This is a genomic window from Thiomonas sp. (assembly GCF_034007205.1).
Taxonomy (GTDB): Bacteria; Pseudomonadota; Gammaproteobacteria; order Burkholderiales; family Burkholderiaceae_C; genus Thiomonas.
Genome location: NZ_JAVERI010000008.1, coordinates 107,492 through 120,413, shown reverse-complemented (window position 1 = coordinate 120,413; position 12,922 = coordinate 107,492). Strand labels below are relative to the sequence as shown.

Here is a 12,922-nt window from a genome sequence, read left to right as displayed (position 1 = left end):
TGCGGGTTCCAGATGGATTCGGCATGGGTTTCAGGAGCGGTAATCGGCGTTGATCGATACATAGTCGTGCGACAGGTCGCAGGTCCAGACCGTCGCCGCGGCCGCCCCACGGCCCAGCGCGATGCGCACGGCGATCTCGGCCTGTTTCATCACGCGCTGGCCCTCTTCCTCGCGGTAAGCGGGGTGGCGTCCGCCGCGTGTGGCCACGTGCACATCGTCAAGGTAGAGATCGACGCGGTTGACATCGAGATCGTTCACCCCGGCATAGCCCACTGCCGCCAGAATGCGGCCCAGATTGGGGTCGCTGGCGAAGAACGCGGTTTTCACCAAAGGCGAATGCGCCACGGCATAGGCGACCTGACGCGCTTCATCCCGGCTGCGCGCGCCTTCGACCCGCACGCTGATGAACTTGGTGGCGCCTTCGCCGTCGCGCACGATGGCCTGGGCGAGTTGCTGCGCCAGCGCGGTGAGCGCGGCCTGCAGCGCCTTGGCCTGCTCGCTGTCGGTGCGGGTGATCGGCGCCAGCCGGGTCTTGCCCGTGGCGATGACGATGAAGGAATCGTTGGTCGAGGTGTCGCCGTCGATGGTGATGCTGTTGAACGATTCGTCCGCGGCGGCGCGGGTGAGCTGCTGCAGCACCTCGGGGCTGACTGCGCAATCTGTGGCGATGAAGCCGAGCATCGTCGCCATATTCGGGCGGATCATGCCCGCGCCCTTGCTGATGCCGCTCAGCGTCACGGTCACGCCATCGATCACCACCTGGGCGCTCGCGGCCTTGGGCAGGGTGTCGGTGGTCATGATGGCCTGCGCCGCATCGAACCAGCCTTTGCTGCGCGCTGCTGCAATCGCCGCAGGCAGGCCGGCCAGCAGCCGCTCCATCGGCAGGGGTTCGAGGATCACGCCGGTGGAAAACGGCAGCACCTGCCCGGGCTGCACGCCCAGCAAGCCGGCGAGTTCGACGCAGGTCTGGCGCGCGTCGGCCAGTCCCTGCGCGCCGGTTCCGGCGTTGGCGCAGCCGGTGTTGATGACCAGCGCGCGCACGTCCAACCCTTGGGTACTTTGCAGGTGCTCGCGGCAAACCTGCACCGGCGCGGCGCAGAAGCGGTTTTGCGTGAACACCCCGGCCACGCTGGCGCCGGGGGCGATCTGGATCACGGTGAGATCCTTGTGCCCGGGCTTGCGGATCTGCGCCTCGGCGACGCCCAGCAGAACGCCTTCCACGGCGTGCAGACTGCCTGGATCGGGGACTTGAAGATTTACCGCCATATCAGACTCTCCAAAATGTGACGCCATCCGCGGCAGGGCCAACCGCCCCGCACCAGACACTCAGCTCAGCTTGCCGTGGCAATGCTTGTACTTCTTGCCGCTGCCGCAGGGGCAGGGGTCGTTGCGGCCGACCTTGGGATAGGGGTTCTCCGGGGGCTTGGCCGCGCTCGCCACGGCCATGCCGGCAAGCGCCGCCTCGGTGCTGTCGAGCACCGAAATGCCCGGTCCCGCATCGGCGTGCTGGAAATTGACCTGGATGCGCTGCGCCCGCTGCTCCATGTTGTCCGCAGCCTGCTCGGCCTGCTCGGGGCTCTGCACCTGCACGGTCATCAGCACGCGGGTGACCTCGGTCTTCACCGCATCGAGCATCATGCCGAACAGCTCGAACGCCTCGCGCTTGTACTCCTGCTTGGGTTGCTTTTGCGCGTAGCCGCGCAGGTGGATGCCCTGGCGCAGATGATCGAGCGCCGACAGGTGCTCGCGCCACTGCTGGTCCAGCGTCTGCAGCAGCACCACGCGCTCGAACTGGGCGAAGTTGTCGCGTCCGACCAGTTCGACCTTGGCGGCGTAGGCGGCGTCGGCGGCTTCGAGCACGCGCTTGAGCACGTCCTCGTCGGTCATGTTCTCGTCGGACTCCAGCCAGTCCTTGAGCGGCAGGTCGATCTGCCATTCATCGCGCAGCACCTGCTCCAGCCCGGGAATGTCCCACTGCTCTTCCATGCTCTGCTCGGGCACATAGGTACGCACCAGATCGGTGAACGCGCCTTGCCGCAAAGCCATGATCTGCTCGCCGACCTCTTTGGAATCGAGCAACTCGTTGCGCTGGGCGTAGATGATCTTGCGCTGCTCGTTGGCCACGTCGTCGTATTCGAGCAACTGCTTGCGAATGTCGAAGTTGCGCGCTTCGACCTTGCGCTGCGCGCTCTCGATCGAGCGCGTGACCATGCCCGCCTCGATGGCCTCGCCCTCGGGCATTTTCAGGCGCTCCATGATGGCCTTGACGCGGTCGCCGGCGAAAATGCGCATCAGCGCGTCGTCGAGCGAGAGATAGAACCGCGTCGAACCCGGATCGCCCTGGCGGCCGCTGCGCCCGCGCAACTGGTTGTCGATGCGGCGGCTTTCATGGCGCTCGGTACCGATGATGTGCAGGCCGCCCGCGGCGATCACCTGGTCGTGCAGCGACTGCCACTCACTCTTGAGAGTGTGAACCCTGGCGGCCTTTTCCTCGTCCGAAAGATTGGGGTCGGCCTCGATGATCTCGCACTGCTTTTCCACATTGCCGCCAAGGACGATGTCGGTGCCCCGACCCGCCATATTGGTGGCGATGGTGATCATGCCCGGCCGACCGGCCTGCGCGACGATTTCCGCCTCGCGCGCATGCTGCTTGGCGTTGAGCACCTGGTGCGGCAGCTTTTTCTGCTGCAGCAGCATCGAGAGCTTTTCGCTGCTTTCGATCGAGGTCGTGCCCACCAGCACGGGCTGACCCCGCTCGAAGCAATCGCGGATGTCTTCCACCACGGCGAGATCGCGCTCGTGCGCGGTCTTGTAGACCTTGTCCTGCAAATCCTTGCGGCGGATCGGCTTGTTGGTCGGGATGACCACGGTCTCGAGCTTGTAGATTTCCTGAAACTCGAAGGCCTCGGTGTCGGCCGTGCCGGTCATGCCGCCGAGCTTGGCGTACATGCGGAAGTAGTTCTGGAAGGTGATCGAGGCCAGCGTCTGGTTCTCGCTCTGGATGTCCACGCCTTCCTTGGCTTCCACCGCCTGATGCAGCCCGTCGGACCAGCGGCGGCCCGCCATGATGCGGCCGGTGAATTCGTCGACGATGATGACCTCGCCGTTCTGCACCACATAGTGCTGGTCGCGGTGGTAGAGATGATGCGCGCGCAGCGCCGCGTACACATGGTGCATCAGCGCAATATTGGCCGCGTCGTACAGCGTGGTGCCCGGAGGAATCAGTCCCATTTCGGTGAGGATGGCCTCGGCCTTCTCGTGGCCCGACTCGGTGAGGAAGACCTGATGCGCCTTCTCATCGACGGTGAAATCGCCGGGTTTTTCCACACCCTTGCCGGTGATCGGGTCTTCTTCGCCGATCTGGCGCTGAAGCCGCGGCACGATGACGTTGATCTTCTTGTACAGCTCGGTATTGTCGTCGGCCTGGCCCGAGATGATCAGCGGTGTACGCGCCTCGTCGATCAGGATGGAATCGACCTCGTCGATCAGCGCATAGTTCAAGCCGCGCTGCACCCGCTCGTTCGGCTCGTACACCATGTTGTCGCGCAGGTAGTCGAAACCATACTCGTTGTTGGTGCCGTAGGTCACGTCGGCGGCGTAGGCGGCCTGCTTCTCCGGCTTGGTCATATTGGGCAGGTTGATGCCCACGGTCAGCCCCAGGAAGTTGTACAGGCGGCTCATCCACTCGGCGTCGCGCCGGGCCAGGTAGTCGTTCACCGTGACCACATGCACGCCCTTGCCCGATAGCGCGTTGAGGTAAACCGGCAACGTGCCCACCAGGGTCTTGCCCTCGCCGGTGCGCATTTCCGCGATCTTGCCCTGGTGCAGCGCGATGCCGCCGATCATCTGCACATCGAAGTGACGCATTTTCAGCGCCCGCTTGCCCCCTTCGCGCACCACGGCGAAGGCTTCGGGCAGCAGATCGTCGAGACTGCGGCCATTCGCCACCTGCTGACGAAACTCGGCGGTCTTGGCCCTGAGTTCGTCGTCGCCGAGTTTTTCGAATTGCGCCTCCAGGGCGTTGATGCGCTCGACCACGCGCCGGTACTGGCGCAACAGACGTTCATTGCGGCTGCCGAACAGACTGGTGAGGAATTTGACTGGCATGGGAGGGCGGACTCCAGGCCCGCTGTCTTGGGTGTGTCTGATGGGAACGCCGCCGCAGCACAGATGTCTGCGCGGCTTGCCCGGAATTTTTCATTGTATGCGTGGGTTTTTACGGCATCTGTGCTGGCACAATGAGGCTGGCCATGCTCCTTCCCACCCGTTTCCCTCTCGTTCATGTCCCGCCGCCGTTCTCCATCCTCCGCTGCGCTCCTGCAACAAGGAGCCCGATCGTTATCGGCCTGGGCGCAGCTCACGCCGCCGATTGCAGTGCTGCGCGATGCCGCGCTGCAGTCGCAGCGCATGTGGGACGCGGCGCAGCAGACACTCCCAGCGGCACTGGCCGGCGGTGTGCAGCCGGGGCGCTGGCATGAGGGCATCTGGAGCCTGACGGCCAGTTCGAGCGCGGTGGCCGCCAAGCTCAGTCAGTTCAAGCCCACGCTGCTGCGCCATCTGCAAGAAAGCGGCTTCGCGCTGCGCGACATTCGCATCCGGGTGCAGCCGCGCGGAGAACGTCAGGTGCAGGCGGCGCCGCTGCCAACCCAGCCGCCCTCATGCCCCGACGCGGTCAAGGCCAGACTGCGTCAACTGCAGAAGCACGCCGTTTGAACGCCATCAGAAGGCGAAGGTGGGAACGGCGCGAAACCCCGCCGGGGCGCGCTCGGCATCGTCGAAACTCACGATCTCGTAACGGGATTCGTCGGCAAAGAGTTCGCGCAGCAGCAGATTGTTGACCGCGTGACCGCTGCGAAATGCGCTGTACGCGCCGATCAGCGCCTTGCCCGCCACATACAGATCGCCGATGGCGTCCAGCGTCTTGTGCTTGACGAACTCATCGTCGAAGCGCAGGCCTTCCTGATTGAGCACGCGGTACTCGTCCATGACGATGGCGTTTTCCATGCTGCCGCCCAGCGCCAGACCGTTGCTGCGCAGCGTTTCGACATCGCGCATGAAGCCGAAGGTGCGGGCGCGGGCGATGTCTTTCACATACGAGTCGCGCCCCAGGTCGAACACGGTGGACTGCGCCGTCTGATCTACCGCGGGGTGACCGAAATCGATGGCAAAACTCAGCTTGAAGCCGTCGTACGGTTCCAGCCGCGCCCATTTCTCGTCGTTCCCCTGTCCCAAGCGCAACTCGACCGGCTTTTTCACGCGGATGAACTTTTTTGGGGCGTTTTGCAGCGCGATACCCGCCGATTGCAATAAATAGACGAAGGATGAAGCCGAACCGTCGAGAATGGGGATTTCCTCGGCGGTGACGTCGATATACAGGTTGTCGATGCCCAGACCCGAGCACGCCGACAGCAGATGCTCGACGGTGTGGATCTTCACATCGCCGCGTCCCAGCGTGGTCGCCATGCGCGTATCGACCACGGCAAACGGACTCAGCGGAATTTCGACCGGCTCGCTCAGATCGGTGCGGGTGAACACGATGCCCGTATCGGGCGGGGCCGGGCGCAGGGTGAGTTCCACCCGCTCGCTGCTGTGCAGGCCGACGCCGACCGCGCGGTTGACGGATTGGATGGTGCGTTGTGCCAACATGATAAAAAATTATTGGATCTTATTTATTGATTGCGAGATTTTATGCATTCTAGACGGTCTCTCAAGAAAACGCCGGGCCGCCCCAAGTTTTCTTGACCCCCTCGGGGGGCCTGACGCGAACGCGGCAGGTCTGGGGGCGCTCTCCAGACCCTGCAGCCACCCCGGCGAAGAACGCGCAGCGAGCGCCCCGACAGGGAGGTGATCTGTCAGGGCGCTGCGGCGCGCCGTTTCAGGCGCAGCGGCGACAGCGCCACGCGGAGTCGGGTCACTCCGTTGGAGACGGACGGGCGCTGCGGTGCGGCCCAAGCCGCCACAGGGCAACGCCGCGTCCCGTTACCAGGCGCGTTCTTATGAAAAAACTCAGTCGGCCTGCTTGCGCAGAAAGGCCGGAATTTCCATTTCCTCCATGCCGCTTTGCATCAGCGCGTTCACATGCGCCGATGGTGCGCCGCGGCCGCTGCGCCAGATCGCCGGAATCTGCTGCGCATCCGCACCCGCGCGGGCGCCGTAGCCCTGCCCCATCAGCGGCAGGTTGTCGGTGCCGGTGCGGATGACGGTGAGCTCCGGCGCAGCCTTCTCCACTTTGCCGCTCAGTCCCGTGGCCAGCACGGTGACGCGCAGCGAATCGCCCATGGCCGGGTCGTTGACCGTGCCGAAGATGATGTTGGCCTCGGGCGAGGCATAGGCGCGGATGGCGTTCATCGCTTCGCGCGTCTCGCCCAGGCGCAGCGAGTCGTCGGCGGTGATGTTGACCAGCACGCCCTTGGCGCCCGACAGGTCGACGCCGTCGAGCAGCGGGCAGACCACCGCCTGCTCGGCCGCCAGCCGGGCGCGGTCGGGGCCGCTGGCCACCGCGGTGCCCATCATCGCCTTGCCCGGCTCGCCCATCACGCTCTTGACGTCCTCGAAGTCGGCGTTGATCAGGCCCGGCACATTGATGATCTCGGCAATGCCGCCGGTGGCGTTCTTCAGCACGTCATTGGCCTTGGCGAACGCCTCCTTCTGGCTGATGTCGTCTCCGTAGACCTCCAGCAGCTTTTCATTGAGCACGACGATGAGCGAATCGACGTTGGCCTCCAGCTCGGCCAGGCCCTGCTCGGCGTTGGCCATGCGCTTGGAGCCCTCGAAATCGAACGGGCGCGTGACCACGGCCACCGTGAGGATGCCCATTTCGCGGGCAATCTTGGCGATCACCGGCGCCGCCCCCGTGCCCGTGCCGCCGCCCATGCCGGCCGTGATGAACAGCATGTGCGCGCCTTCGAGCGCGTCGCGGATCTGGCCGCGCGCCTGGTCCGCCGCCTCGCGGCCGACCACGGGCTTGCCGCCCGCGCCCAGCCCGGTCTTGCCCAGTTGCAGGAACTGGTGCGCGCTCGAGCGCTTGAGCGCCTGCGCGTCGGTGTTGGCGCAGATGAACTCGACTCCGCGCACGTTCGATGCGATCATGTGTTCGACGGCGTTGCCGCCGCCACCGCCAACACCGATGACCTTGATGTTGGTTCCCAGGTTGAACGCGCCGTCGGCAGCGTCCTCGATCATTTCAAAAGCCATTTCACACCTCCGTTAAAAATCGGGCGGCGCACCCTACGCCCCCCGCACACCCCTTGCACAGAGCCAGCCGGACCCTCCGGCTGGCTCTGTGCAAGGCATTAAAAATTCCCTGCAAACCACTCGCGCAAACGACTCAGCGAGCCCTTGACCGTGCTGCTCTTTTGCGCGATGCGCGCGCCGCGCTGGCGCTGGTGCAGCGCCTCGGCCAGCAGTCCCATGACCGTGGCCATGCGCGGATTGCGCACCATGTCGGCCAGCGGGCCGCTGTAACTCGGCGCGCCCACGCGCACCGGCTTGAGAAAGATGTCTTCCGCCAGCTCGACCATGCCCGGCATCTGCGCCGAACCGCCGCACAGCACCACGCCGGAAGACAGCACGTCCTCGAAGTGCGAATCGCGAATGACCTGCTGCGCCAGCGCGAAGATTTCCTCGGCGCGCGGCTCGATCACGCTGGCGAGCACCTGGCGCGACAACATGCGCGGGCCGCGATCGCCCAGCCCGGGCACTTCCAGCGTCTCTTCTGGGTTGGCGAGCACCTGCTTGGCGATGCCATGCTCGATCTTGATGTCCTCTGCGTCGCGCGTCGGCGTGCGCAGCGCCATGGCGATGTCGCTGGTGATGAGTTCGCCTGCCACGGGGATGATGGCGGTATGGCGGATCGCGCCGCCGGTGTAGATGGCGATGTCGGTCACTCCGGCGCCGATGTCCACCACGGCCACGCCGAGATCCTTCTCGTCCTCGGTCAGCACGGCGTGGCTCGAAGCCAGCGGATGCAGCACCAGTTGCTCGACCTCCAGGCCGCAGCGGCGCACGCACTTGATGACGTTCTCCGCCGCGGTCTGCGCTCCCGTCACGATGTGGACGTTGACCTCGAGACGGATGCCACTCATCCCGACCGGCTCCCTGACCTCCTGGCCGTCGATGATGAATTCCTGCGGCTCGACCAGCAGCAGCCGCTGATCGGCCGGGATGTTCACCGCCTTGGCGGTCTCGATCACGCGGACGACGTCGGCCCGGGTGACCTCGCGGTCCTTGATTGCCACCATGCCGTGCGAGTTCTGGCCGCGGATGTGGCTGCCGGTGATTCCGGTGACGACGTGGGTGATCTTGCAGTCGGCCATCAGCTCGGCTTCCTTGAGCGCTGCCTGGATCGACTGCACCGTCGCCTCGATGTCGACCACCACCCCGCGGCGCATGCCCGCGGTCGGCGCCTGGCCCATGCCGACGATCTTGAAACCTGCCGCCGGGTTGTCACGGTCGGCGAGCATCTCGGCCACCACGACCAGCACCTTCGAGGTGCCGATGTCCAGCGCCACCACCAGATCCTTGTAGTCCTTGGCCATGTCAGTCCTTCCTCCCCGCGGGTTGCGATGTCGTCGTCTTGTCCGTCGTCTGGTTCATGCCCGGCAGATCCACGCCCTGCAGATGCACGGCGAAACCGTTGGGGTAGCGCAGATCGGCGCTGTCGATGGCGCGCCCATAACGGGCTTCGAGTTGCGGCTTCAGGGTCAGGAACTGTTTGAGGCGGGTCTGGGTGGCCGCGCTGTCCGGGGCGCTGCCCAGATCGATGCGCAGACCCGAGCGGGTCTGCAGCGTCCAGTTGCCGCCGCCGCCCTGCGTCAGCGCAGCGATCGTCAGGTGGAACTCCTGCAGCGACGGCTGCAGCGTCTGGCTCATCTGCAACACCTGCGCGCTCGTTCCCGCCGGGCCGCCGAACTGAGGCAGGCCCAGTCCCTGGATTTCTCCCAGATTGGCGGTGAACGCCTGGCCCTGAGCGTTGACCAGTTGCGGCGCGCTGCCGGGTTGGTGCCAGATGGCGACCGGCTGCTGCGCCTGCAGCGTGACCGCCAATTGCATCGGCCACAGCCGCTGCACCACGGCGGAACGCACCCAGGGCAGGCTCTCGAACACCCGCTGCGCCTGCGCGAGGTTGATGGTGAGAAAGTTGCCCTGCAACTGCGGCAGGGCCTCGGCACGCACCGTCACCGGGCTGATGCGCTGCAGATCGCCCTGAAGCCGTACCGCGCGGATGTCCCACCAGCCGCGCTGCATCAGCCAGTGCGCAACAACGAACACGCAGCCGAGCGCCACCAGCCGGAACAGCGCACGAGATGTGCCCTGCATCAGGCGGATGTCGAGCGGAAGTTCGCGCGGGGCGTAGCTGCTCATCGGCCCACACCCACATGAGGTTGATCGAGCGCCGCCATGCTGAGAATGAGCAGACAAAGGTCGGCATATTCCAGCCCCGCCACGCGCGCGGCCATGGGCACCAGCGAATGGCTGGTCATGCCGGGCGAGGTGTTGATCTCCAGCAGCAAGGGCTGGCGGTCAGTCGCGCGGATCATGACGTCGGCCCGCGCCCAGCCGCGGCAGCCCAGGGCGCGATAGCTGCACAGCACCAGGTCCTGGATGCGCGCCTCTTCCCCGGCGGGCAGCCCGCTCGGGCAGAGGTAGCGCGTGTCGTCGCTGAAATACTTGTGTTCGTAGTCGTAATGGCCGCCCGGGGCGACGATGCGGATGAGCGGCAGCGCGCGCGCCTGATCGCCCGCGCCGATCACCGCGCAGGTGACTTCCTCGCCTTCGATGAACTGTTCGACCAGCACGCGCGAATCGAAACGCGCGGCTTCGAGATAGGCTGCCTGCACTTCGGCCTCGCGGTCGGCGCGCTTCAGACCCAGGGTCGAACCCTCGTGCGTGGCCTTGAAAATCAGCGGAAACCCCAGCGTCTGCGCCGCCTCGCGGGCTTGTTCGAGCGTGCCCGCCTCACGCCACTGCGGCGTGGGCAGTCCCTCGCATTGCCACAGGCGCTTGGTCATAGTCTTGTCGATCGCCAGCGCCGAGGCCAGCACGCCCGGCCCGGTGTAGGGAATGCCCAGCAGTTCGAGCGCGCCCTGCACCGTGCCGTCCTCGCCCCAGCGGCCATGCAGCGCGATGAACGCCCGTTGCGCGCCAAACGACTTGAGCGCCGCCAGATCGTCCACTGCAGGGTCGAAGGCGAACGCATCGACGCCGCGGGCCTGCAGCGCGGCCAGCACGCCCTTGCCCGACATCAGCGAGACCTCGCGCTCGGCGGACAGTCCGCCCATGAGCACCGCGACGCGGCCCAGGCCGCGCGGATCGATCTGGGGCCATGTCGTCATGCCGCACCCTCCTGCGAGTCGGCTGCCTGCACCACCAGCGCGGCGACAGCGCCGATCGAGCCTGCGCCCATGCAGATCACCACGTCGCCATCGCGCGCCGTTTCCAGAATGGCCCGGGGCAGGTCGGCCACGGCCTCGACGAACACCGGCTCGGTCTTGCCCGCCACGCGCACCGCACGCGCCAGGCTGCGGCCGTCTGCCGCCACCAGCGGGGCTTCGCCTGCGGCGTAGACCTCGGTCAGCAGCACCGCATCGGCTTCGCCCAGCACCTTGACGAAATCTTCGAACAGATCGCGGGTGCGGGTGTAGCGATGCGGCTGGAAGGCGAGCAGCAAGCGCCGCCCCGGAAAGGCGCCGCGGGCGGCGGCCAGCGTGGCGGCCATCTCGGCGGGGTGGTGGCCGTAGTCGTCGATCAGCGTGAACTGCCCGCCGTGCGCCGCGTTGACTTCGCCGTGGCGCTGGAAGCGCCGCCCGACGCCTTTGAACCCAGCCAGAGCGCGCAGCACGGCGGCGTCGTCCACGTTCAGCTCGGCGGCGATGGCAATGGCCGCCAGCGCGTTCTGCACGTTGTGCCGCCCCGGCAGGTTGAGTGTGACGGCCAGCGGCGGCAGTTCCACACCATTGCGCCGCAGCGCGGTAAAGTGCATCTGCGCGCCTTCGGCCCGCACGTCGATGGCGCGCACCTGCGCGTCCTCGGCAAAGCCGTAGCTGGTGACGGGCTTGGAGACGAAGGGCAGGATGGAGCGTACCGCGGCGTCGTCCACGCACAGCACCGCGGCGCCATAGAACGGCAGCCGGGCGATGAAATCGACGAAGGCATGCCGCAGCCGGGCCGGGTCGTGGCCGTAGGTGTCCATGTGGTCGGCGTCGATATTGGTGACTGCGGCCATCACCGGCAGCAGGTTGAGAAAGGAGGCATCGGATTCGTCCGCCTCGACCACGATGTACTCGCCCTGCCCGAGCTTGGCATTGACCCCGGCGCTGTTGAGCCGTCCGCCGATGACGAAGGTCGGATCGAGCCCGCCCTCGGCCAGCACACTGGCGACCAGGCTGGTGGTGGTGGTCTTGCCATGCGTGCCTGCAATGGCGACGCCGCGCTTCAAGCGCATCAACTCGGCCAGCATGACGGCGCGCGGCACCACAGGAATATGGCGTGCGCGCGCGGCGAGCACCTCGGGGTTGTCGGCGCGCACGGCGGTCGAAATCACCACGGCATCGGCGTCCTGCACATGGGCGGCGTCGTGCCCGATGGCCACGCGCACGCCCAGGTCGCGCAGACGGCGCACGGTGGCGCTCTCGCTCAGATCCGAGCCGCTGACGCCGTAGCCCAGGTTGTGCAGCACCTCGGCGATGCCGCTCATGCCGGCGCCGCCGATGCCGACGAAATGAATGTTGCGAATGGCGTGTTTCATCGCCCCTGTCCTTGTCTTGTTTCGCGCCCGTCAAGCAGGGCGGTACATCCCGCCACGATGGCCTGCACGGCGTCGGGCCGCGCCAGTGCGCGCGCGGCCTGCGCCAGTTGCAGCAGCCGCCTGCGGTCGAGGCTTTGCAGCAGCTCGGCCAGCCCCTGCGCGCTGAGGTCGCGTTGCTGCATCAGCAACGCCGCATCGCGGCCTGCGAGAAATTGCGCGTTGGCCGTCTGGTGATCGTCGACGGCATGGGGAAACGGCACGAACAGCGCCGCCACCCCGGCGCAGGCCACTTCGGTCACGGTCGAGGCGCCGGCACGGCAAATCACCAGATCGGCCTGCGCGTAGGCTGCGGCCATGTCGTCGATGAAAGCCACACAGTCGGCCTGCACGCCGGCGTCGGCGTAGGCCTGCTGCAAGGCCGGCAAATGCCTGGCCCCGCTCTGATGACGCACCTGCGGGCGCGTTCTTTCGGGCAGCAGCGCCAGCGCCTGCGGCACCAGGGCATTGAGCGCCTGCGCTCCCAGGCTGCCGCCCACCACGAGCAATTGCAGCGCTCCGCTGCGCCCGGCGTAGCGCTGCTCCGGGGCGGGCAAGGCACAGATCGCCGCACGCACCGGATTACCCACCCACTGCGCGCCGGGCAGCACGTCGGGGAAGGCGGTGTAGACGCGGTCGGCGACGCGCGCGAGCACCTTGTTGGCCAGGCCAGCCACCGCGTTCTGTTCGTGCACCACCAGCCTGGCGCCGGACCACACGCTCATCAAGCCGCCGGGAAAGGCGATGTAGCCGCCCATGCTGACCACCACGTCGGCGCCGACGCGCCGCAGGGCGCGCCAGGCCTGCCAGAAGGCGCGCAGCAGATTCAGCGGCAGCAGCAGCTTGGTCCACAGCCCCTTGCCGCGCAGTCCGCCAAACCGCACCCAGAGCATGTCGAAGCCGTGTTGCGGTGCAAGCTGGGCTTCCATGCCCGAGGGCGCGCCCATCCAGTGCACCGTCCAGCCCGCAGCACGCAGCCCCTCGCCCACGGCGATGCCGGGGAAGATGTGACCCCCGGTGCCTCCTGCCATGATGACGGCCACCGGCGCGCGCGATGGCGACAGGGGCAAGGCGCCGGGCCGCCCCAAGCCTTGCCCCGCCCCCTGGGGGCTGAGTGCCGCGGCTCCAGCCTGGCCTGCG

The 12,922-nt window shown here is 66.7% G+C and carries 9 protein-coding genes and 2 pseudogenes; 1 reads left to right on the top strand and 10 read right to left on the bottom strand.

Annotation, left to right across the window (positions count from 1 at the left end):
- Nucleotides 1–30: 30 nt before the first annotated feature.
- From argJ to secA, 3 genes and pseudogenes are all read right to left on the bottom strand, one after another.
- Nucleotides 31–1,266, bottom strand: coding sequence for a bifunctional glutamate N-acetyltransferase/amino-acid acetyltransferase ArgJ (gene argJ / locus RBR52_RS08480; protein ID WP_320376768.1), 1,236 nt, complete (start codon nucleotides 1,264–1,266; stop codon nucleotides 31–33).
- Between the two features lie 60 nt (nucleotides 1,267–1,326).
- A pseudogene (locus RBR52_RS15435) lies at nucleotides 1,327–1,404 on the bottom strand (SEC-C metal-binding domain-containing protein); the annotation flags it as partial.
- A gap of 146 nt (nucleotides 1,405–1,550) precedes the next feature.
- Nucleotides 1,551–4,107: pseudogene (gene secA, locus RBR52_RS08475) on the bottom strand (preprotein translocase subunit SecA); the annotation flags it as partial.
- Between the two features lie 174 nt (nucleotides 4,108–4,281).
- Here secA and RBR52_RS08470 point away from each other — a divergent pair.
- Nucleotides 4,282–4,713, top strand: coding sequence for a DciA family protein (locus RBR52_RS08470; protein ID WP_320376766.1), 432 nt, complete (start codon nucleotides 4,282–4,284; stop codon nucleotides 4,711–4,713).
- A gap of 6 nt (nucleotides 4,714–4,719) precedes the next feature.
- Here the strand turns inward: RBR52_RS08470 and lpxC are convergent, their stop codons facing one another.
- The 7 genes from lpxC to murG all read right to left on the bottom strand — a co-directional run bounded on the left by lpxC (nucleotide 4,720) and on the right by murG (nucleotide 12,813).
- Complete coding sequence (lpxC, locus tag RBR52_RS08465; protein WP_320376765.1) at nucleotides 4,720–5,646, bottom strand: UDP-3-O-acyl-N-acetylglucosamine deacetylase; 927 nt, start codon at nucleotides 5,644–5,646, stop codon at nucleotides 4,720–4,722.
- A gap of 360 nt (nucleotides 5,647–6,006) precedes the next feature.
- Nucleotides 6,007–7,194 (bottom strand): cell division protein FtsZ, encoded by a 1,188-nt coding sequence (gene ftsZ / locus RBR52_RS08460; protein WP_320376764.1) that lies wholly within the window; start codon nucleotides 7,192–7,194, stop codon nucleotides 6,007–6,009.
- 98 nt (nucleotides 7,195–7,292) lie between these two features.
- Nucleotides 7,293–8,537, bottom strand: coding sequence for a cell division protein FtsA (gene ftsA, locus RBR52_RS08455; RefSeq protein ID WP_320376763.1), 1,245 nt, complete (start codon nucleotides 8,535–8,537; stop codon nucleotides 7,293–7,295).
- Nucleotide 8,538: 1 nt separating this feature from the next.
- Nucleotides 8,539–9,363 (bottom strand): cell division protein FtsQ/DivIB, encoded by an 825-nt coding sequence (locus RBR52_RS08450; RefSeq protein WP_320376762.1) that lies wholly within the window; start codon nucleotides 9,361–9,363, stop codon nucleotides 8,539–8,541.
- Nucleotides 9,360–10,334: a D-alanine--D-alanine ligase gene (locus RBR52_RS08445; protein WP_320376761.1), complete on the bottom strand. Its 975-nt coding sequence runs from the start codon at nucleotides 10,332–10,334 to the stop codon at nucleotides 9,360–9,362. The genes RBR52_RS08450 and RBR52_RS08445 overlap by 4 nt, the downstream gene beginning before the upstream one ends.
- Nucleotides 10,331–11,746, bottom strand: coding sequence for a UDP-N-acetylmuramate--L-alanine ligase (gene murC, locus RBR52_RS08440; protein WP_320376760.1), 1,416 nt, complete (start codon nucleotides 11,744–11,746; stop codon nucleotides 10,331–10,333). Before murC ends, RBR52_RS08445 begins: the two co-directional genes overlap by 4 nt.
- A complete protein-coding gene (gene murG, locus RBR52_RS08435; RefSeq protein WP_320376817.1) occupies nucleotides 11,743–12,813 on the bottom strand; it encodes an undecaprenyldiphospho-muramoylpentapeptide beta-N-acetylglucosaminyltransferase in 1,071 nt (356 codons plus the stop codon). Before murG ends, murC begins: the two co-directional genes overlap by 4 nt.
- Between the last annotated feature and the right edge of the window lie 109 nt (nucleotides 12,814–12,922).